Annotated in this window: 18 protein-coding genes and 1 pseudogene; 10 read left to right on the top strand and 9 right to left on the bottom strand. The window is 72.5% G+C overall.

The features are described from left to right. The first annotated feature begins 100 nt into the window (after positions 1 to 100). The 6 genes from ACIQUR_RS15535 (at position 101) to ACIQUR_RS15560 (ending at position 5,012) form a co-directional block, all read left to right on the top strand. Complete coding sequence (locus tag ACIQUR_RS15535) at positions 101 to 1,993, top strand: phosphatidylglycerol lysyltransferase domain-containing protein (protein ID WP_403664108.1); 1,893 nt, start codon at positions 101 to 103, stop codon at positions 1,991 to 1,993. Between the two features lie 74 nt (positions 1,994 to 2,067). Then, positions 2,068 to 2,943: a dihydropteroate synthase gene (gene folP / locus ACIQUR_RS15540; protein ID WP_403664111.1), complete on the top strand. Its 876-nt coding sequence runs from the start codon at positions 2,068 to 2,070 to the stop codon at positions 2,941 to 2,943. Continuing rightward, entirely contained in the window at positions 2,940 to 3,389 is a 450-nt protein-coding gene (locus ACIQUR_RS15545; protein ID WP_403664114.1) for a nuclear transport factor 2 family protein, read from the top strand. Before folP ends, ACIQUR_RS15545 begins: the two co-directional genes overlap by 4 nt. A gap of 133 nt (positions 3,390 to 3,522) precedes the next feature. Next, the gene (gene folB, locus ACIQUR_RS15550; RefSeq protein WP_399946721.1) at positions 3,523 to 3,882 is read left to right on the top strand and encodes a dihydroneopterin aldolase; all 360 of its coding nucleotides are present in this window, start codon (positions 3,523 to 3,525) and stop codon (positions 3,880 to 3,882) included. Beyond that, a complete protein-coding gene (gene folK / locus ACIQUR_RS15555; RefSeq protein ID WP_403664118.1) occupies positions 3,879 to 4,478 on the top strand; it encodes a 2-amino-4-hydroxy-6-hydroxymethyldihydropteridine diphosphokinase in 600 nt (199 codons plus the stop codon). The genes folB and folK overlap by 4 nt, the downstream gene beginning before the upstream one ends. Before the next feature lie 48 nt (positions 4,479 to 4,526). Next, entirely contained in the window at positions 4,527 to 5,012 is a 486-nt protein-coding gene (locus ACIQUR_RS15560; protein WP_403664121.1) for a DUF3180 domain-containing protein, read from the top strand. A gap of 113 nt (positions 5,013 to 5,125) precedes the next feature. Here ACIQUR_RS15560 and folE read toward each other — a convergent pair whose 3' ends face one another. From folE to dacB, 6 genes are all read right to left on the bottom strand, one after another. Next, the gene (gene folE / locus ACIQUR_RS15565; RefSeq protein WP_399946729.1) at positions 5,126 to 5,731 is read right to left on the bottom strand and encodes a GTP cyclohydrolase I FolE; all 606 of its coding nucleotides are present in this window, start codon (positions 5,729 to 5,731) and stop codon (positions 5,126 to 5,128) included. 100 nt (positions 5,732 to 5,831) lie between these two features. Further along, positions 5,832 to 7,856 carry an ATP-dependent zinc metalloprotease FtsH gene (ftsH, locus tag ACIQUR_RS15570; protein ID WP_403664125.1) on the bottom strand — a complete coding sequence of 675 codons (2,025 nt, stop codon included), beginning with the start codon at positions 7,854 to 7,856 and terminating at the stop codon, positions 5,832 to 5,834. A 207-nt stretch (positions 7,857 to 8,063) separates the two neighbouring features. After that, positions 8,064 to 8,603: a hypoxanthine phosphoribosyltransferase gene (hpt, locus tag ACIQUR_RS15575; RefSeq protein ID WP_389476676.1), complete on the bottom strand. Its 540-nt coding sequence runs from the start codon at positions 8,601 to 8,603 to the stop codon at positions 8,064 to 8,066. Positions 8,604 to 8,678: 75 nt separating this feature from the next. Further along, positions 8,679 to 9,713, bottom strand: coding sequence for a tRNA lysidine(34) synthetase TilS (gene tilS, locus ACIQUR_RS15580; RefSeq protein ID WP_403664128.1), 1,035 nt, complete (start codon positions 9,711 to 9,713; stop codon positions 8,679 to 8,681). Between the two features lie 237 nt (positions 9,714 to 9,950). Continuing rightward, positions 9,951 to 11,081: a zinc-dependent metalloprotease gene (locus tag ACIQUR_RS15585; protein ID WP_403664131.1), complete on the bottom strand. Its 1,131-nt coding sequence runs from the start codon at positions 11,079 to 11,081 to the stop codon at positions 9,951 to 9,953. A gap of 47 nt (positions 11,082 to 11,128) precedes the next feature. After that, positions 11,129 to 12,748: a D-alanyl-D-alanine carboxypeptidase/D-alanyl-D-alanine-endopeptidase gene (gene dacB, locus ACIQUR_RS15590; RefSeq protein ID WP_403664134.1), complete on the bottom strand. Its 1,620-nt coding sequence runs from the start codon at positions 12,746 to 12,748 to the stop codon at positions 11,129 to 11,131. A 136-nt stretch (positions 12,749 to 12,884) separates the two neighbouring features. Between dacB and ACIQUR_RS15595 the strand changes: the two genes are divergently transcribed. Beyond that, positions 12,885 to 13,376, top strand: a complete 492-nt coding sequence (locus ACIQUR_RS15595) for an inorganic diphosphatase (RefSeq protein ID WP_125541818.1) — start codon at positions 12,885 to 12,887, stop codon at positions 13,374 to 13,376. Between the two features lie 350 nt (positions 13,377 to 13,726). Then, the gene (locus ACIQUR_RS15600; RefSeq protein ID WP_403664137.1) at positions 13,727 to 15,370 is read left to right on the top strand and encodes a threonine/serine exporter ThrE family protein; all 1,644 of its coding nucleotides are present in this window, start codon (positions 13,727 to 13,729) and stop codon (positions 15,368 to 15,370) included. A gap of 110 nt (positions 15,371 to 15,480) precedes the next feature. Here ACIQUR_RS15600 and ACIQUR_RS15605 read toward each other — a convergent pair. Together ACIQUR_RS15605 and ACIQUR_RS15610 are read right to left on the bottom strand one after the other, a co-directional pair. Further along, positions 15,481 to 16,149 (bottom strand): annotated as a pseudogene (locus ACIQUR_RS15605) (DedA family protein); the annotation flags it as partial. Between the two features lie 120 nt (positions 16,150 to 16,269). Further along, complete coding sequence (locus tag ACIQUR_RS15610; protein WP_403664140.1) at positions 16,270 to 17,028, bottom strand: MerR family transcriptional regulator; 759 nt, start codon at positions 17,026 to 17,028, stop codon at positions 16,270 to 16,272. A 166-nt stretch (positions 17,029 to 17,194) separates the two neighbouring features. Between ACIQUR_RS15610 and ACIQUR_RS15615 the strand changes: the two genes are divergently transcribed. Both ACIQUR_RS15615 and ACIQUR_RS15620 read left to right on the top strand, forming a co-directional pair. After that, on the top strand, positions 17,195 to 18,514 hold the full coding sequence (locus ACIQUR_RS15615) for an ion channel protein (protein ID WP_403664861.1): 1,320 nt from the start codon (positions 17,195 to 17,197) through the stop codon (positions 18,512 to 18,514). A gap of 23 nt (positions 18,515 to 18,537) precedes the next feature. After that, complete coding sequence (locus tag ACIQUR_RS15620; RefSeq protein WP_403664143.1) at positions 18,538 to 19,179, top strand: PadR family transcriptional regulator; 642 nt, start codon at positions 18,538 to 18,540, stop codon at positions 19,177 to 19,179. On the opposite strand, the gene ACIQUR_RS15625 is transcribed toward ACIQUR_RS15620, so the two are convergent. Further along, positions 19,176 to 19,718, bottom strand: a complete 543-nt coding sequence (locus ACIQUR_RS15625) for a DinB family protein (protein WP_403664146.1) — start codon at positions 19,716 to 19,718, stop codon at positions 19,176 to 19,178. The genes ACIQUR_RS15620 and ACIQUR_RS15625 overlap by 4 nt on opposite strands. Between the last annotated feature and the right edge of the window lie 25 nt (positions 19,719 to 19,743).

A 19,743-nucleotide genomic window follows, 5' to 3' on the forward strand; every position in this document is an offset into this window, starting at 1 on the left:
AGTGAACCCGCTCCCGCTCTGTGCCGTCCTAGTGGTCGCACATGTCCGGAAGCCGCCGTGGCCTTCGGTCACAGGATCTCTCGCGGAGCTGCAGGAAGCGATGTCTAGCAGGATAGATGGCGATAAGTCGGGACAGGTTCCGAGCAAGGTGCGCCGCTTCCTCCGCGGCCCACGTCCCGAGTCCGTACCCCGTCTCGTCGGCGCGGCCTGCACCCTCGTGGGTCTGCTCGACATCGCCGCGGGCGTCTTCCCGCGGTTCCGGCACAGCCGCGTCCACGCCGTCGCCGAGGTGCTCCCCGGCGCCCTCGGCCCCTTCGCCGCGGCCCTCGCGATCAGCGCCGGCGTGCTGCTGCTGCTCCTCGCCCACGGGCTCAAGCGGCGCAAGCGCCGCGCCTGGCGGGCCGCCGTCGTGCTGCTGCCGGCCGGCGCCGTGGCGCAGTTCACGTACCGGCACTCCGTCATCGGCGTCCTGATCGCCGCCGCGCTCCTCGCGCTGCTGCTGCGGCACCGGAGTGAATTCGACGCCCTGCCCGACCCCCGCAGCCGCTGGAAGGCACTGGCCAACTTCGTGCTGATGAGCGCCGGGTCCATCGGCCTCGGCCTGGTCATCGTCAACTCGCACCCGCGCCGCGTGATCGGCGACCCCGGCATCGCCGAGCAGCTCGCCCACGTCGTCTACGGCCTCTTCGGCATCGAAGGCCCCGTCGCCTACGCCGGACGGGTGAGCTGGACCGTCGGCTACTCCCTCGGCGCCCTCGGCATGCTGACCGCCCTCACCACCATCTACCTCGCCTTCCGCCCCGAGCACCCGGCCGCCCGCCTCACCGAGGACGACGAGTCCCGGCTGCGCGAGCTGCTCGCCCGGCACGGCGGCCGCGACTCCCTCGGCCACTTCGCCCTCCGCCGCGACAAGGCCGTCGTCTTCTCCCCCAGCGGCAAGGCCGCCGTCACCTACCGCGTCGTCTCCGGCGTGATGCTCGCCTCCGGCGACCCCATCGGCGACGTCGAGGCCTGGCCCGGCGCCATCGAGCGCTTCATGGAGGAGGCCCGCGCCCACTCCTGGACCCCCGCCGTCATGGGCTGCAGCGAGACCGGCGGCGAGGTCTGGACCCGCGAGACCGGCCTGGACGCCCTGGAGCTCGGCGACGAGGCCATCGTCGACGTCAAGGACTTCTCCCTCGGCGGCCGCGCCATGCGCAACGTCCGCCAGATGGTCAAGCGCATCGAACGCAACGGCTACACGACCAAAGTGCGCCGGGTCGCCGAACTGACCGAGGACGAGCTGACCGCCGTCCGCGGCGCCGCCGAGGCCTGGCGCGGCACCGACACCGAGCGCGGCTTCTCCATGGCACTGGGCCGGGTCGGCGACCCCGGTGACGGCGACTGCGTCATCGTCACCGCCCACCGCACCGAAGAGGGCGACACCAGCCCCTACGGCGACCTCAAGGCCATCCAGCACTTCGTCCCCTGGGGCCAGGACGGCATGTCGCTCGAGCTGATGCGCCGCGACCGCTCCGCCGACCCCGGCATGAACGAGCTGCTGATCGTCGCCGCCCTCGCCGCGGCGCCCCAGCTCGGCATCGAGCGGGTCTCGCTGAACTTCGCGATGTTCCGCTCCGCGCTCGCCCGCGGCGAGAAGATCGGCGCCGGCCCGGTGCTGCGCATGTGGCGCGGCCTGCTGGTGTTCCTCTCCCGCTGGTTCCAGATCGAGTCGCTGTACAAGTTCAACGCGAAGTTCCGCCCCCGCTGGGAGCCCCGCTTCGTCGTCTTCCGCACCACCCGCGACCTGCCCCGCATCGGTTTCGCCGCCATGCAGGCCGAGGGCTTCGTCACCCTCGCCCTGCCCCGGCTCTTCCCCCGCCGCCGCCCCGCGCGTCAGCCGCGGCCCTGCCAGCACCTGACCGCCGCCCCGGCACCGGCCGCCGGAAACCCCGTGCCGGCCAGGACGGCCCGTACCCGGACCGCCGAGGAGTGCGAGGTCCAGGCTGCGTGAACGGGACGCGCGTACGGCGCCGGCGCGAGGTCCGGGCTGCGTGGGGCCACCCCGACGGCCCTACCCTTGATGCCATGAACACGTTGCCGGGAGCGGACGCCAGGGGCCGGGTCACCGGCCTGCCCGAGTGGGACCGCTGTGCGGTCATGGGGGTCGTCAACGTCACCCCCGACTCCTTCTCCGACGGCGGCCGCTGGTTCGACACCACCGCCGCCGTCAAGCGCGGCCTCGACCTCGTCGCCCAGGGCGCCGACCTCGTCGACGTCGGCGGCGAATCCACCCGGCCCGGCGCCACCCGCGTCGACGCCGACGAAGAGCTGCGCCGGGTCGTGCCCGTGGTCCGCGGCCTCGCCTCCGAAGGCGTCACCGTCTCCGTCGACACCATGCGCGCGGCGGTCGCCGAACGCGCCGTCGCGGCCGGCGCCGTCCTGGTCAACGACGTCAGCGGCGGCCTCGCCGACCCGCGCATGATCCCCGCCGTCGCCGACACCGGCGTCCCCTTCGTCGTCATGCACTGGCGCGGCTTCAGCGAGGACATGAACAGCCGCGCCGTCTACGACGACGTGGTCGCCGAGGTCACCGCCGAGCTCCGCGCCCGCATGGACGCCGTCGTCGACGGCGGCATCGCCCCCGAACGCCTGGTCGTCGACCCCGGCCTCGGCTTCGCCAAGCAGGCGGAACACGACCTCGCCCTGGTCGCCCACCTCCGCGAGCTGCGGGCCCTCGGCCGGCCCGTCCTGGTCGCCGCCTCCCGCAAGCGCTTCCTCGGCCGGGTGCTGGCCGGCGCCGACGGCGCCGCCCCGCCGCCCGCCCGCGAACGCGACGCCGCCACCGCCGCCGTCTCCGCCATCGCCGCCCACGAAGGCGCCTGGGCCGTCCGCGTCCACGAGGTACGGGCCACCGCCGACGCCGTCCGCGTCGCCCGCGCCGTCGAGGGCGCCGCCCGGTGACCCGTCCCCAGTCCGACATCGACGCCGTCGAGCAGGCCAACACGGCCTTCTACGAGGCGATGGAACGCGGCGACTTCGACGGCCTGTCCGCCCTCTGGCTGGACGACGAGATCTCCTGCGTCCACCCCGGCTGGCCCGCCCTCAGCGGCCGCGGCGAGGTGCTCCGCTCGTACGCGCTGATCATGGCCAACACGGAGTACATCCAGTTCTTCCTGACCGACACCAAGGTCACCGTGATCGGCGACACCGCCGTGGTCACCTGCACCGAGAACATCCTCAGCGGCGGCCCGGCCGAGGACGGCGGCGAGCTCGGCCCGCTCGTCGGCCAGCTCGTCGTCGCGACGAATGTGTTCCGACGCACACCCGAGGGGTGGCGCGTGTGGTCCCACCACGCCTCTCCCGTACTCACCGAGTCCGAAGAAGACGAGGAAAACGACCCCTCCTGACCCCCATGGGCAAGCGGTGCCGTCCTTCGCAGGTAGATTCGAAGGAGGACGACGCCGACCGCACTCGGCGTAGGCCCAAGGTCCCGGGCAGTCCCGGGGCCGGAAGAACCTACGAAAAGCAGGAGTGATTCGCGTGGATCGTGTCGCGCTGCGCGGCCTCAAGGCCCGCGGGCACCATGGCGTCTTCCCCCGGGAGCGCGAGGAAGGCCAGACCTTCATCGTCGACCTGGTGCTGCACATCGACACCCGCCCCGCGGCGGCCGACGACGACCTGGCGAAGACCGTCCACTACGGCGTGGTGGCCGAGGAGGTCGTCGACGTGGTCCAGGGCGAGCCCGTCGACCTGATCGAGACCCTCGCCGAGCGGATCGCCCAGCAGTGCCTGAAGCACGAGGCGGTCGCCGAGGTCGAGGTCGTCGTCCACAAGCCGGACGCGCCGATCACGGTCCCCTTCGACGACGTGACCATCACCATCACCCGGAGCCGCGGATGAACCACGCCCAGAGCGATCCCACCGTCCAGCCCGTGCCCGCCTCCGTGGTGGAGACCGTCGACGCGGCGGACGTGACGCTGTCCAACCCCAAACTCGCCGTCGTCGCCCTCGGCTCCAACCTCGGCAACCGCCTGGACACCCTCCAGGGCGCGATCGACGCCCTCGGCGACACCCCCGGCGTCCGGGTCAAGGCCGTCTCCCCCGTCTACGAGACCGAGCCCTGGGGCGTCGACCCCGGCACCCAGCCCTCGTACCTCAACGCCGTCGTGATCCTCAAGACCACCCTGCCGCCCAGCTCCCTGCTGGAGCGCGGGCAGGCCATCGAAGAGGCCTTCGACCGGGTCCGCGAGGAGCGCTGGGGCCCCCGCACCATCGACGTCGACATCATCAGTTACGCCGACGTGCTCTCCGAGGACCCGGTCCTCACCCTCCCGCACCCGCGGGCCCACCAGCGCGCCTTCGTGCTGGCCCCCTGGCACGACATGGACCCGGCGGCCCAGATCCCCGGCCACGGCCCGGTGGCCGCCCTGCTGACCGCACTCGGCACCGCCGGCGTCGCGCCGCGCGCCGACCTGGAACTGCGCCTGCCCGAATAGTCGTTAGCCTGTGGACTGCCGGAGGAGCGGAAAGCGGGGAACGGCAACGTGAAGCAACTGAGGCTCAAGGTCCTGGCCGGGATCTTCGTGATCGCCGTGGTCCTGGCCTGGTCCGCCGCGAAGCTCTGGAACGCGTACGGCAGCCTGCCCGGCGTGCCCCTCGCGGCACCCATCGTGCTCGCCGTGATCGCCGTGGTCCTGCTGGCGACCGCCCTCTCGCTGCGCGCCCGGCTGAAGGCCCAGCGCGAGCGGCGGCCCGGCGCCAAGGGCGTCGAGCCCCTGATGGCGGCCCGCGCGGTGGTCTTCGGCCAGGCCAGCGCGCTGGTCTCGGCGGTCGTCAGCGGCCTGTACGGCGGCGTGGGCCTCTTCCTGGCCACCGAGGCCCTGGAGGTCCCCGCCCGCCGCGACCAGGCCATCTACGCGGGCTTCGCCGTCCTCGCCGGCGCCGCCGTCATCGCCGCCGCCCTCTTCCTGGAGCGCGTCTGCCGCCTCCCGGACGACAACGACGACGACAAGGCCGCCGCCCGGGCCTGACCCCTGACCGGTCCACCCGGCCGAGGGGGCGTCCGTCACCGATCCGCCACGACGCCGCCCCTGACCGGAATGTTCCGGTCAGGGGCGGCGTCGCGGCAGGGCCGACGATCCGGCTAGCGCGCCATTATCAGGCTCATCGCCTCGTTGCGGGTGGCGGGGTCGCGGAGCTGGCCGCGGACGGCCGAGGTGGTGGTCTTGGCGCCCGGCTTGCGGATGCCGCGGACCGACATGCACATGTGCTCGGCCTCGATGACGACGATCGCGCCACGCGCCTCGAGGATCTCCATCAGGGAGTCCGCGACCTGCGTGGTCAGGCGCTCCTGCACCTGCGGACGGCGGGCGTAGACCTCGACGAGGCGCGCCAGCTTCGACAGCCCGGTGATCTTGCCGCTCTCGGCCGGGATGTAGCCCACATGGGCGACACCGTGGAACGGGAGCAGGTGGTGCTCGCACAAACTCACGATCTCGATGTCCTTCACCAGGACCATCTCGTCGTGCCCGAGGTCGAACGTCGTCGTCAGGACGTCCTCCGGCCGCTGCCACAGGCCGGCCAGGATCTCCCGGTACGCACGCGCCACGCGGGCCGGGGTCTCCAGGAGGCCTTCGCGGTCCGGGTCCTCGCCGACCGCGATGAGCAGCTCGCGCACGGCGGCCTCGGCGCGCTTCTCGTCGAACTCGCCGATCGTGCCCTCGCCGTCCAGGGTCACTGGGTCGGTCATCTGTGCCTCGTTCCTGTCTACGTCACACGGGCATACGAAAATGCCGCGCCCCACCAGGCTAGAACCTGGTGGGGCGCGGCATCCATTCCGGGGGCGGAGGTCACGCCTCGGGGCGGTCCTCCGGAGCCACCTCGATGCCCTTCTCCGTGGAGACGGTGCCGGTCGAGGTGCCGTTCGCCGAGTTCGTCAGCTGGAGCTCCTTGGGAGAGAGCACCGGCGGGCGGGTCGACGGGGTGCGGCGGGAGGAGCCGGTCCACGCGGGGCGGGCCGGGCGCTTGACGATGGTCGAGAAGATCTCGGCGATCTCCTCCTTGCCCAGCGTCTCCTTCTCCAGCAGCGCGAGGACCAGGTTGTCGAGGACGTCGCGGTTCTCGACGAGGATCTCCCAGGCCTCGTTGTGCGCGGTCTCGATGAGCTTCTTGACCTCTTCGTCGACCAGCGCCGCGACCTCTTCCGAGTAGTCGCGCTGGTGCGCCATCTCGCGGCCCAGGAACGGCTCGGTGTTGTCGCCGCCGAACTTGATCGCGCCGAGGCGCTCCGTCATGCCGTACTGCGTGACCATCGCGCGGGCCGTGGCGGTGGCCTTCTCGATGTCGTTCGCGGCGCCGGTGGTCGGGTCGTGGAAGACCAGCTCCTCGGCCGCGCGGCCGCCCAGCATGTACGCCAGCTGGTCGAGCATCTCGTTGCGCGTCGTGGAGTACTTGTCCTCGTCGGGCAGGACCATGGTGTAGCCCAGTGCCCGGCCGCGGGACAGGATCGTGATCTTGTGGACCGGGTCGGAGTTCGGGGAGGCCGCCGCGACCAGGGCGTGTCCGCCCTCGTGGTACGCGGTGATCTTCTTCTCCTTGTCGGACATGATCCGGGTCCGCTTCTGCGGGCCCGCCACGACGCGGTCGATCGCCTCGTCCAGCATGTGGTTGTCGATGAGCTTCTTGTCCGAGCGGGCCGTGAGGAGCGCGGCCTCGTTCAGGACGTTGGACAGGTCCGCACCGGTGAAGCCGGGGGTGCGCCGGGCGACGGCCGCGAGGTCGACGTCCGGGGCGACCGGCTTGCCCTTCTGGTGGACCTTGAGGATCTCCAGGCGGCCCTGCATGTCGGGGCGGTCGACCGCGATCTGCCGGTCGAAGCGGCCCGGGCGGAGCAGTGCCGGGTCGAGGATGTCGGGCCGGTTCGTGGCGGCGATCAGGATGACGCCGCCCTTCACGTCGAAGCCGTCCATCTCGACGAGGAGCTGGTTGAGGGTCTGCTCGCGCTCGTCGTGGCCACCGCCGAGACCGGCACCGCGGTGACGGCCGACGGCGTCGATCTCGTCGACGAAGACGATCGCCGGGGCGTTCGCCTTGGCCTGCTCGAAGAGGTCACGGACCCGGGAGGCGCCGACACCGACGAACATCTCGACGAAGTCGGAACCCGAGATCGAGTAGAACGGGACGCCCGCCTCGCCCGCGACGGCGCGCGCCAGCAGGGTCTTGCCGGTGCCGGGCGGGCCGTAGAGCAGCACGCCCTTGGGGATCTTGGCGCCGACGGCCTGGAACTTGGCCGGCTCCTGCAGGAACTCCTTGATCTCGTGGAGTTCCTCGACCGCCTCGTCGGACCCCGCCACGTCGGCGAAGGTGGTCTTCGGGGTGTCCTTGGTGATCAGCTTGGCCTTGGACTTCCCGAAGTTCATCACCCGGGATCCGCCGCCCTGCATCTGGTTCATCAGGAACAGGAAGACCACGACGATGAGGACGAACGGCAGCAGGGAGAGCAGCACGCCCAGGAACGGGTTGGTCTTGTCCGGCGTGACGGAGTAACCGTCGGGGATCTGGCCCCCGTCGGACTTGGTCTGGAGGTCCTGGGCGATCTGGACGCCCTGGTCCCCGATGTAGTTGGCCTGGAACTTGCTGCCGCTCTCGTCGTCGAGCTTCTGGCCGTCCTTCAGCTCGATCTTGATCATCTGAGAGTCGCCGGTGGTCAGGCTCGCCTGCTTGACCTGGTTCTGGCTGATCGCGCTCAGAACCTTGCTGGTGTCCACCGACTTGTAGCCGCCACCCGAGCCGACGACATTCATCAACACGACCACGGCGAGGACGGCCAGCACGATCCACATGACCGGCCCACGGAAGATTCGCTTCACGTCCATCCATACGGGGCGGTGATCGCCCCGTCCCTCCTGCCCGTAGGTAAATGCTGCTGTGAGTAAAGACTGTTCTTCGGAAGGTACCCCAGCATTGTCACCCGTGGCCTGATGGGACGGCTGACAAATCCGCCTTCGCATGCTCCAACGGCGGGAACGCGGGAGGGGTTCCCCGGCGGCGCGGAGCCGCCGGGGTGTCGTGCAGCGTGGCCGTCAGCCGCCGTAGACGTGCGGGGCGAGCGTGCCCACGAACGGGAGGTTGCGGTACTTCTCCGCGTAGTCGAGGCCGTAGCCCACGACGAACTCGTTCGGGATGTCGAAGCCGACCCACTTCACGTCGATCGCGACCTTGGCCGCGTCGGGCTTGCGGAGCAGCGTGACGACCTCGAGGGAGGCCGGCTCGCGCGAGCCGAGGTTCGACAGCAGCCAGGACAGCGTCAGGCCCGAGTCGATGATGTCCTCGACGATCAGGACGTGCTTGCCCTTGATGTCGGTGTCCAGGTCCTTGAGGATCCGGACCACGCCCGAGGACTGCGTGCCCGCGCCGTACGAGGAGACGGCCATCCAGTCCATGGTGAGCGGGGTGGACAAGGCGCGTGCCAGGTCCGCCATCACCATCACGGCGCCCTTGAGGACACCGACGATGAGCAGGTCCTTGCCCGCGTACTCCGCGTCGATCTTCGCGGCCAGCTCGGCCAGCTTCGCGTCGATCTCTTCCTTGGTGATGAGCACCGACGCGAGGTCGCTGCCCATGTCCTTCTCGTCCACCCGTATCACTTTCGTTGTCGGCCGGGGTTCCGGGGAGGCCCCGGAGGACTCAGCCGTGCTTCAGCCCTGCCGGATGACAAGTCTGCCACCCTGCCGCCGGGCCTCGACGCGGCCGGGCAGGTTGATGGCTCCCTGACCGCGCCATCCGGTGATCAGCCGGTCGACTTCCTCGATGTGACGGGCGAAGAGCGATCCGGCGGGGGAACCGGCCGCGACGACCGCCCTGCGCAGCACCCGGCGGCGTACGGCCGGGGGCAGGGCGTAGAGCTTCGCGCACTCCAGCTGGCCGGCGTCGTCGCGTACGGACGTGTCGGCCTGGGCGGCCCAGGAGTCGAGGGCGTCGGCGTCGTCCCGGGAGAGCTGGGCGGTGCGGGCGAGCGCTTCCACGACGCCCTTGCCGAGGGCCTTCTCAAGGGCGGGCAGGCCCTCGTGGCGCAGCCGGGAGCGGGTGTACGCGGGGTCCGCGTTGTGGGGGTCGTCCCAGACGGGGAGGGACTGGACCATGCAGGCCTTGCGGGCGGTCTGCCGGTCGATGTTGAGGAAGGGGCGGCGGTAGCGGCCGACGGCGCCCGATCCAGTGCCGGCGGACTTCTCGGCCATTCCGGACAGGGAGCGGATGCCGGAGCCGCGGGCGAGGCCGAGCAGCACCGTTTCCGCCTGGTCGTCGCGGGTGTGGCCGAGCAGGACGGCGGCGGCGCCGAGCCGCTCGGCGGCCTCGTCGAGGGCGGCGTACCGGGCGTCGCGGGCGGCGGCCTCGGGTCCGCCGTCCCGGCCCACGCGGACGGCGACGGATTCGACCGGGTCGAGGCGGAGCGCGGTCAGTCGGGTGACGACCTCGGCCGCGCGCAGGTCCGAGCCGGGCTGGAGCCCGTGGTCGACGGTGATGCCGCCGGCGCGGACGGAGAGCTTGGGGGCCTCGAAGGCGAGTGCGGAGGCGAGTGCCATGGAGTCGGCGCCGCCGGAGCAGGCGACGAGCACCAGGGGGCGGGTGGCGCCCGTGGCGCCGGGGTGGCGCTGCTCGTGGTCGGTGAGGACGTCGTGGAGTACGCGGCGGACCGCCAGGCGTATCGCCGCGACCGCAGGATGGGGACCCATGTCCGGTGCCCTTCGGTGGAGTTGGGATGCCTCGGGGTGGTGCTCGGGTGGTGCGCTCGGGAGTGGGCCCGGAGTCGGGGTCCGGAGCCTGGACCCGGAGACCGGGACGTCACTCAGAGTGCGTCGATGGTGACAGAGCCGAGCCGTTCCCTGAGCATCGCACGCCTATCCACGGCTCACGGTCCCTCGGATGGGTGATGCTGAGCCGCTCTGGGAGACATCAGTGGTCGCTTTGCGTCACTCCGGTTCACTCGCCTTACGGTGCACCCGCTGGACCCAGTCGGACGGGCTGGCGATCTCCGCCTTGGTGGGGAGGGTGTTCGGGGAGGTCCAGACGCGGTTGAAGCCGTCCATGCCGACCTGGTTCACGACGGCGCTCACGAAGCGTTCGCCGTCGCGGTACTGGCGGAGCTTGGCGTCGAGCCCGAGGAGCCTGCGCAGCGCCGCGTCGAGCCGGCCGGCGCCGCTGGCCCGGCGCTTCTGGAACTTCTCGCGGATCTCCGCGACGGAGGGCACCACCTCGGGCCCGACGCCGTCCATGACGAAGTCGGCGTGGCCTTCGAGCAGGGACATCACGGCGGTGAGGCGGCCGAGGATCTCGCGCTGCTCGGGGGTCTGGACGACCTCGACGAGCGAGCGGCTGCCGTCCGCCGCCTCGTCTTCGGGTCGGGCGCCGGCGAAGGCCTGGGCCGCTTCGCGGAGCCGCTCCAGGACGGTGGAGGGGTCCATTTCGGTGGCGCCGAGGAAGGCCTGGATCTCGCCTTCGAGGTGGTCCCGCAGCCAGGGCACGGCGGTGAACTGGGTGCGGTGGGTCTCCTCGTGCAGGCACACCCAGAGGCGGAAGTCGTGCGGGGCGACGTCCAGCTCCCGCTCCACGTGGACGATGTTGGGCGCGACCAGCAGCAGCCGTCCGCCGCCGGCGGCCGAGCCGGGCAGGTCGCGGCTGACGGGGGCGAAGGTCTCGTACTGACCGAGGACGCGGGACGCCAGGAAGCTGAGCAGCATGCCCAGCTCGACGCCGGTGACCTTGCCGCCGACGGTGCCGAGCACGCCTCCGGTGCTGCCGCGGCGCTCCTGCATCTTGTCGAGCAGCGGTTTCAGCAGTTCCCGGAAGCCGGCCACGTTGGCCTTGGCCCAGCCCGCGCGGTCCACGACGAGCACGGGGGTGTCCTCCACCGGCGCGTCCTCGGGCATCATCCGCACGAAGCCGCGCACGTGCGCCTCGGCCGCCTTGGCGTGCCGCCGCAGCTCGGCCACGACGGCCCGCGCCTCGTCCCGGGTGACCTCAGGGCCGGGCCGGACCAGCCGGGTCGCGGTCGAGACCGCGAGGTTCCAGTCGACCATCTCCGCACCACCGATGCTCGTCATACGTCAACCGTACGTGGACGAACGGCCATCCGTAGAGGGGTGCGGCCTCACTGCGTCGTGGTGGCGACGGCCGCGGCGAGGCGGTCGAGGGCGGGCTGGGCGGCGCCGGGACCGGGCGTGCCGTCGGCGAGGAACGCGAAGGCCAGCAGGCGTCCGGACGGGTCGACCACGGTGCCGGCCAGGGAGTTGACGCCCTTGAGCGTGCCGGTCTTGGCGCGGAGCAGTCCGGCGGCCGGGGAGCCGTCGGCGTTGCGGGCACGCAGGGTGCCGGTGAAGCCGGCCACCGGGAGGCCGGTGAGCACCGGCCGCAGTTCGGCGCGGGCCGGGTCGGCCGCGCGGGCGAGCAGGCCGGTGAGCTGGGCGGCGCTGACCCGGTCGTGCCGGCTGAGGCCGCTGCCGTCGGCGAAGCGGGCGCCGCGCAGGTCGACGCCGAGGGCGCGCAGCTGGGCGGTGACGGCGCGCTCGGCGCCCGCGAAGCTGGCGGGCTGTCCGGCGGCGAGGGCGGTCTGCCGGGCCAGCGCCTCGGCCAGGTCGTTGTCGCTTTCGGTCAGCATGCGCTCGACCAGTACGGAGAGGGGCGCGGACGCGGTGGCGGCCACCGGGGCGGCCTTGGGGGCGGGTCGGCCGGGTGCGGGGCCGGCGGTCACGCGTACGCCGCGGTCGCCGAGCAGACCGGCGAACGTGCGGGCGGCGGCGGCCGCCGGGTCCTGGGCGCGGGGGGCGGGGCCGGCCGCGGAGCCGTCCAGCCGGCCCTCGTCGGCCATCAGGGCGCTCACCGGGGCGATGTTCTCGTTGCCGGCGCCGATGGGGTGGGTGGCGGGTCCCGAGTAGAGGGCCGCGTCGTAGTCCACCCGTACGGAGGTCACGCCGCGGGCCCTGAGCTGCCGGGCGGTCTGGTCGGCCAGCTCGACGAGGCTGCCGCCGGTGGCGCCGGGGCCGCCGGCGGCGCGCAGGGCGGCCGGGGGCGCGGCGGGGCCGGGTGCCGGGACCAGGGGGCGGGAGGAGACGGGGGCGGGGGTGCCGGCGGCCGGAGTGGGACGGGCCGGGGCGGCGGAGGGGGCCGGCGGGGCACCGGGGGTGCCGGCGGCCGGTCCGCCCGCGCCGCGGGGGGTGCGGGCGGTCAGGGTCGGGTCGCCGCCGCCGACCAGGACGACGCGGCGGGCGTCGGGGTCGGCGAGCACCCGGGTCTCGATGCGGTACTCGGCGCCCCGGGCCGCGAGGACCGCCAGCGCGGTCGCGATCTTGGTGGTGGAGGCGGGGGTCATGGGGCGCGCCTCGTCGGACCCGTACAGCACCCGACCGGTGGCCACGTCCACGACGCAGGCGGTACGGGTGGTCCCCAGCCCGGCGTCGCCGAGCAGCGGGGCCAGCGCCTTCGCGAGCGCGGTCGCCTTGGCCGGGGTGACCGCGGCGGTACCGAGGCCCGGCAGCACCCCGGGCGCGCTGGGCGCCGCCACGGGCTCCGGGAGGCCCGCCGGGCCCCTGCCGGGACCGGCCGGGAGGCCGTGATCTGCGCCACCCGTGCGGCCCTGGGCCGCTGCCCGGTCCCGCTCGGCCTTACGCTGGCCCGAGTCCCAGGGCCCGGCCGCGGCAACGGCGCCGACCGCCAGGGCGAGGCCCGCCACGGCCGACCCCGCGGCGAGCTGCCACGTCCTTGTCAGCGGCACCTCGGACCAGCCCCTTTCGCGATCACACGACTGCGTGAGGGACACTTAACCACTGCGTCTTGCCGCGAGCATGGCACCCCGGCCCCCGGGTGGACGCGCTGTCACTCGAAGCAACGTGATCATGGAGGAGCAGGACGTGGAGTTCGACGTCACCATCGAGATCCCGAAGGGTTCGCGGAACAAGTACGAGGTGGACCACGAGACCGGCCGGATCCGTCTGGACCGTCGCCTCTTCACCTCGACCAGCTACCCGACCGACTACGGCTTCGTCGAGAACACCCTCGGCGAGGACGGCGACCCGCTGGACGCCCTGGTCATCCTGGACGAGCCGACCTTCCCCGGCTGCCTGATCAAGTGCCGTGCCATCGGCATGTTCCGCATGACGGACGAGGCGGGCGGCGACGACAAGCTGCTCTGCGTGCCGGCCTCGGACCCGCGGGTCGAGCACCTGCGCGACATCCACCACATCTCCGAGTTCGACCGCCTGGAGATCCAGCACTTCTTCGAGGTCTACAAGGACCTGGAGCCCGGCAAGTCCGTCGAGGGCGCCAACTGGGTCGGCCGCACCGAGGCCGAGGCCGAGATCGAGCGCTCCTTCAAGCGCCTCCAGGAGCAGGGCGGGCACTGACCCCTTCTTGGGGCTCTTTCGCCTCCGGGCGCCTCGATGCTGGGGCCGGTGACCCACCCGGCTCCCGCAGGGAAGCGCTCGCGGTCTGCACGCACCGCGCACCGGCCCCAGCGCGCCCTTCGGCTCTTCCGCCCGCGCGGTCGTCGGCGGGCGGACGGCCGGTAGGACCCGCATCCGGTCTGTGACGGCTGGTACGACCCGCAACCGGTCTTCGACGGGCGGCACTCCGATCTCCGGAGTGCCGCCCGTTCGCGTGCCCGGCAGCGTTCCCACCTGGAGGGATCCCCTTTCGCCGTGGACGAAACGGTTCCGCATACTGATACCCGGGGCGGCCAGGGACAGGAGTGCGCGTGGCGGAGGCCGAGGGGGCAGAGGACCGCAAACCGCGGTCGGACGAGGCGCGGAGCGCCTTCGCAGCACCGGAGGGCGTCGAGTCCGCCCCGGTGCCGGAGGACGAGCAGCCGACCTCGGAGTTCACCGTTCCGGACGGGCTGGAGACCCTCGCGGCCGAGCCCGAGGGCTCCGCGTTCGCCCCGCCCCGGACGTACAGCGCCCAGCACTCACCGCCCGCGTACACCGGCGGCCAGGACTTCCCCCTCGCCCGGATGACGGAGTCCCCCTGGCAGGACCGGATGCGCACGATGCTCCGGATGCCGGTGGGCGACCGGCCGGTGACGGAACCGGCGCAGCGGCACGGCGAGGCCGGTCCCGCCGTGCCCCGCGTGCTCGACCTGGCCCTGCGCATCGGCGAGCTGATGCTGGCCGGCGGCGAGGGGGCCGAGGACGTCGAGGCCGCCATGTTCGCGGTGGCCCGCAGCTACGGCCTGGACCGCTGTGAGCCCACGGTCACCTTCACGATGCTGTCGATCACCCACCAGCCCTCCCTGGTGGACGACCCGGTGTCGGCCAACCGCACGGTGCGGCGCCGCGGCACGGACTACACCCGGCTGGCCGCCGTCTTCCGGCTGGTGCACGACATCAGCACGCCCGAGATCGACGTCTCCCTGGAGGAGGCGTACCGCCGGCTGGCGGAGATCCGCCGCAACCGCCACCCGTACTCCGGCTGGGTGCTCACGGCCGCCGCCGGCCTGCTGGCGGGTGCCGCCTCCACGCTCGTCGGCGGTGGCGTGCTGGTCTTCTTCGCCGCGGCGCTCGGCGCCGTGCTCGGCGACCGGCTGGCCTGGATCTGCGCCGGGCGCGGGCTGCCGGAGTTCTACCAGTTCGTGGTCGCGGCCATGCCGCCGGCCGCGATCGGGGTGGCCATCAGCCTGCTCGAATGGGACGTGAAGGCCTCCGCGGTGATCACCGGCGGGCTGTTCGCGCTGCTGCCCGGGCGGGCCCTCGTCGCGGCCGTGCAGGACGGCCTGACCGGCTACTACATCACCGCCTCGGCCCGGCTGCTGGAGGTGATGTACCTCTTCATCGGGATCATCATCGGCGTGCTGGTCGTGCTCTACCTGGGCCTGCAGCTGCACACCTCGCCCAACCCCGAGGAGGTCCTGCGGATCACCGAGCGCCCGCCGGTCCAGATCGCGGCCTCGATGGTGCTGGTCTTCACCTTCGCGATCCTGCTCCAGCAGCCCTGGTCCACGGTCTGGGTGGTGACCCTCAACGGCGGCGTGGCCTGGGTGACCTTCGGCGCGCTGCACTACGCCGGCGGGATCCCGCCGGTGCCGTCCACCGCCGTCGCCGCCGGCCTGGTGGGCCTCTTCGGCCAGCTGTTCTCGCGCTACCGGCACGCCACGGCGCTGCCGTACGTGACCGCCGCGATCGGCCCGCTGCTGCCGGGCTCGGCGACGTACTACGGCCTGCTCTCGATCGCTGAGGGCAGGCTCGACAAGGGCTTCGCCTCCCTCACGAACGCGGCCGCCCTGGCCCTGGCCATCGCGATCGGCGTCAACCTGGGCTCCGAGGTCTCCCGCCTCTTCCTCCGCCTCCCGGGCCGCGCCTCCGCGGAAAAGCGCCAGTCGGCCAAGCGCACCCGCGGCTTCTAGCGGCCGCGCGGGGCCGCGCACGCGGAAGGGCCGGGACGCCCGTGGCGTCCCGGCCCTTCCGGGTACCGCTTCCGTGCCCGCTAGCGGCGGGCGTGGCGGCCGCGCTGGGAGGGCTGGGCGGCGCTGCCGTCCGCGGCCTCCTGAGCCGGGTTGTTCCTGGCCTCCTTGCGGGCCTTCAGGACCTCGAAGACGACCGGGATGACGGAGATGAGGACGATCAGGACGAGGATCGGCTCGATGTTGTTCTTGATGAAGCCGAACTGGCCGAGCCAGTAGCCGGCGATCGTGACGCCCGCGCCCCAGCCGATGGCGCCGACGAGGTTGTACGTGAAGAACACGCGGTACTTCATCCGGCCGGCGCCCGCGACGATCGGCGCGAAGGTGCGGACGATCGGCACGAAGCGGGCGAGGACGATGGCCTTGGGCCCGTACTTCTCCACGAATTCGTGCGCCTTGTCCAGGTTCTCCTTCTTGAAGACCTTGGAGTTCGGGCGGCTGAAGATCTTGGGGCCGAAGTACTTGCCGATCAGGTAGCCGACCTGGTCGCCGAGGACGGCGGCGGCCACGATCAGCGTGCACACCAGCCACAGCGGCTGCTTGATGTACTCGCCGTTCGCGACCAGCAGGCCGGCCGTGAACAGCAGGGAGTCGCCGGGGAGGAAGGCGAAGAGACCCGACTCGGCGAAGACGATCACCAGGATGCCGATCAGCCCGAAGTGGGAGATCAGATAGTCCGGCGACAGCCACTCCGGGCCGAGCGCGAGCGTCGTCGTGTACACGTGTTCCGGACTCCTGGGTTCGGGGGCGGCGGCGCTGCCTTGCAGTGGGGGTGCCTCAATTATCAACGCACCCGACCCCCGCCCGGTTCCAGGTTCCGGGCAGGGGTCTTTGCCATTCGATTACTTTTCGCGCCGGGCGGCGTTCGCGTCGATCGCCTCGCGGAGGTAGACCGCGAGGCCCGGGCGGATGCGGTCGTACGTGGCCGTGAAGCGCGGGTCCGCCACGTACATCTCACCCAGACAGCGGTGCATCTCGTACGAGCAGTCGTAGCTGTGCCCGATCCAGCCGCGGTGCTCCTCGGCGAGGTCCATCGCCGGCTCGGAGCCGGCCGGGACGCCCTCCTCCATCAGGGCGGCGAGCCGTCGGGCGATGCCCTCGTGCTCCGCCATGAAGCGCTGCCAGTCCTCCTTGGTGTACTGCGCGGCCCGCTGCTGAGACTGCCGGTACGCCTCGGTGTTCCCCCAGCGCTGCTCGGCCTCGGCCGCGTACTGGTCGGGGTCGAAGTCCCCGAAGGCCTCGAACTTCTCCTCCGGGGTGAGGTTGATGCCCATCTTGTCCGCCTCCATGGCGAGTTCCACGGCCGCCGCCATCTCCTTCAGCCGGTCGATCCGGTCCGTCAGCAGCGCGTGCTGCCTGCGCAGGTGCTCCTGCGGGTCGGTGTCCGGGTCGTCCAGGAGGACCGCGACCTCGTCGAGCGGGAAGCCGAGCTCCCGGTAGAACAGGATCCGCTGGAGCCTGTCGAGGTCGGTGTCCTCGTAGCGCCGGTGCCCGGCGTGGCTGCGGCCGCTCGGGGAGAGCAGGCCGATCTCGTCGTAGTGGTGCAGCGTGCGCACCGTCACTCCGGCGAAACCGGCGACCTGGCCCACGGAGTAGCTCATCTTTCCGCTCCTGTCGTTCGGTACGCGCTCCAGCCTGGGTCCTCACGTCGCGTGAGGTGCAAGTCGGCCGACGCCCACCGTCCGAGTTGCTCTTTTTCGACCTGCTTGATCCGGTTTCCGCCTATACGGTGATCCGGTGGCCCCCACCTCTGCGCGACCCGCACCGATGCTGGCCAGGCTGGCCCTGCCCGCGCTCGTCGTGGGCGTCGGCTGCAGCCTCCTGCTGATCGGTGTGAGCGAGGCCGCCGACGCCCTCCAGTCGGTGCTCTGGGAAACCGTGCCCGACGCCCTCGGGATCGGGCGCTACTCCGTCTTCTGGATGCTCGTCGTGCTGACCGCCACGGGCCTCGCGGTGGGCCTGGTCGTGTGGCGCGTGCACGGGCACGCGGGCCCCGACCCGGCCACCACCGGGCTGGTCGACCCGCCGCTGGCGCCGGGCGTGATTCCCGGGCTGCTGCTGGCGAGCATGCTGTCGCTGGCCGGCGGCGTGAGCCTGGGCCCCGAGAACCCGATCACGGCCGCGAACATCGCGCTGGCCTACTGGGCGGGGATGCGGCTGCTGCCGGGCGGCTCGGCGAAGCTGTGGGCCTCGCTGGCCGCCGCGGGGACGATCGGTGCGCTGTTCGGCACACCGGTGGCGGCGGCGCTGGTGCTGTCGGAGTCGCTGGCCGCGAGCGCGGGTCGGCCGTCCGCCCCTCCCGGGGAAGGGGACGCCGACGCGGCCACCCGGGACTGGGCGGTGTGGGACCGGCTCTTCGCACCGCTGGTGGCGGCGAGTGCCGGCGGGCTCACGACCACGCTGATCACCGAGCCGGTGTTCCAGGTCGACCTCCCCCCGTTCTCCGGACCCCACTGGGGCGACGTGGTGGCGGCGCTCGTCGTGGCTCCGGTGGGCGCCGTGCTCGGGCTGCTGGGGGTGTACGCCTTCCCGTACTTCCACCGGGCCTTCCACGCCCTGCGGCACCCGGTGCTCATGCTGACCGCCGGTGGCGTCGTCCTGGGCCTGCTGGGCGCGCTGGGCGGCCACCTCACCCTCTTCAAGGGGCTGGAGCAGATCGGCGAGCTGACCGAGTCGCACCACTCGGCGGGAGCCCTGGTGGGGATGGCCCTGGTGAAGGTGGCCGCGCTGGTGACGGCGTCCGCCGCCGGGTTCCGGGGCGGGCGGATCTTCCCCGCGGTGTTCGCGGGCGTCTCGCTGGGGCTGGGCATCAGCGAGCTGGTCCCCGAGGTGCAGCCGGCCGTGGGGGTGAGCTGCGCGGTCCTCGGCGTCCTGCTGGCCACCACCCGCGAGGCCTGGCTCAGCCTGTTCACGGCCGCCGTCCTGGTCCCGACCGTGGACCTGCTGCCGCTGCTGTGCCTGGCCTCGCTGCCGGCCTGGCTGCTGGTGACGGGCCGGCAGCAGATGCGGCTGAAGCCCGACGGGAGCGCGTACGGGGCCCGGCCGGCCGAGGTCCGGCCCGGCCCGGAGGACAAGCACCCGGCCTGATCCGGACGGCCTAGCCTGTCCGCATGTCCGCGATCCGTCTTCTCGTCCTCGGAGCGGTCCGCCAGCACGGGCGGGCGCACGGCTACCAGGTGCGCAACGATCTGGAGTTCTGGGGCGCGCACGAGTGGTCGAACGCCAAGCCCGGCTCGATCTACCACGCGCTCAAGCAGATGGCGAAGCAGGGCGTGCTGCTGGCGCACGAGGTCGCGCCGAGCGCGGCCGGCGGCCCGCCCCGCACCGAGTACGAACTGACGGACGCGGGCCGCGCGGAGTACCTGCGGCTGCTGCGGGAGGCGCTCGCCGGCCACGGGCAGCACCGCGACGCCCTTTCGGCGGCGATCGGCTTCATGGTGGACCTGCCGCGCGCGGAGGTCCTCGTCCTGCTCCGGGAGCGGCTGGAGCGGCTGGCCGCCTGGCGGGCGGCCGTGACCGGCCGCTACCTGCCCGAAGAGGGGCCGGAGCGGCTCGGTCACATCGGCGAGATCATGGACATGTGGCTGCACACGGCCGACGCGGAGGCGGCCTGGACCCGCGGGCTGGCCGAACGGATCGAGGGCGGGGCGTACGTGTTCGCCGGCGAGGGCGAGCCCTTCGTGGGGGTGCTCCGGGAGGGGGAGGAGAACCCGTACGCCACCGGGGACGGCCCGGTGGCGGACGCCGGCTAGGCCGTCTCCGCCGCCTCGGCGACCAGTTCGAACGCGGTCTTGCCGTCCAGCGACTCGCGGATGATGTCGGCGTGGCCGGCGTGCCGGGCGTGCTCCTCCACCAGGTGGAGCAGCAGCCAGCGCATCGAGACCTTGCCCTCCTTGGGGAACCAGGGGGCCGGCGGCAGCGGGAAGGTCTCGTCGAGGCTGGGCACGGAGTGGATGAACTCCTCCAGCTCCGCGACGACGCCGTCCCAGAAGGCCAGCACCCCGGCCACGGTCTCGTCGCCGACCAGCCGGAAGCTGTCGCCCCAGGTCTCCTCGGTGCGCTGCCGCTCGTTGGGCCGCTGCTGCGCGAGCCGGAGCCAGTTCAGCTCGGTCTCGGCCACGTGCTTGAGCAGGCCCGACAGGGACAGCTCGCTGGCGCTCGGACGGCTCGCGGCCTGCTCGGCGGTCAGGCCGAGCACCGAGCGGCGCAGGGCGCCGCGCTGGGCCTCGGCGAAGGCGAGCAGTGCGCCGCGCTCGTCGCCCTGGGCTTCCGCGGGAACGTGGGTGACCATGACCGGTCCTTCCGTAGGGCTTGGT

The organism is Streptomyces sp. NPDC101132, assembly GCF_044759225.1.
In the GTDB taxonomy this organism is placed as follows: Bacteria; Actinomycetota; Actinomycetes; order Streptomycetales; family Streptomycetaceae; genus Streptomyces.

Excerpts from the sequence above, each read along its gene's own strand:
- ACIQUR_RS15535 (WP_403664108.1), top strand. The coding sequence starts at position 101 with ATGTCTAGCAGGATAGATGGCGATAAGTCGGGACAGGTTCCGAGCAAG.
- folP (WP_403664111.1), top strand. The coding sequence starts at position 2,068 with ATGAACACGTTGCCGGGAGCGGACGCCAGGGGCCGGGTCACCGGCCTG.
- folK (WP_403664118.1), top strand. The coding sequence starts at position 3,879 with ATGAACCACGCCCAGAGCGATCCCACCGTCCAGCCCGTGCCCGCCTCC.
- folE (WP_399946729.1), bottom strand. The coding sequence starts at position 5,731 with ATGACCGACCCAGTGACCCTGGACGGCGAGGGCACGATCGGCGAGTTC.
- ftsH (WP_403664125.1), bottom strand. The coding sequence starts at position 7,856 with ATGGACGTGAAGCGAATCTTCCGTGGGCCGGTCATGTGGATCGTGCTG.
- hpt (WP_389476676.1), bottom strand. The coding sequence starts at position 8,603 with ATGGGCAGCGACCTCGCGTCGGTGCTCATCACCAAGGAAGAGATCGAC.
- tilS (WP_403664128.1), bottom strand. The coding sequence starts at position 9,713 with ATGGGTCCCCATCCTGCGGTCGCGGCGATACGCCTGGCGGTCCGCCGC.
- ACIQUR_RS15585 (WP_403664131.1), bottom strand. The coding sequence starts at position 11,081 with ATGACGAGCATCGGTGGTGCGGAGATGGTCGACTGGAACCTCGCGGTC.
- ACIQUR_RS15610 (WP_403664140.1), bottom strand. The coding sequence starts at position 17,028 with ATGAGCTACTCCGTGGGCCAGGTCGCCGGTTTCGCCGGAGTGACGGTG.
- ACIQUR_RS15615 (WP_403664861.1), top strand. The coding sequence starts at position 17,195 with ATGCTGGCCAGGCTGGCCCTGCCCGCGCTCGTCGTGGGCGTCGGCTGC.
- ACIQUR_RS15620 (WP_403664143.1), top strand. The coding sequence starts at position 18,538 with ATGTCCGCGATCCGTCTTCTCGTCCTCGGAGCGGTCCGCCAGCACGGG.
- ACIQUR_RS15625 (WP_403664146.1), bottom strand. The coding sequence starts at position 19,718 with ATGGTCACCCACGTTCCCGCGGAAGCCCAGGGCGACGAGCGCGGCGCA.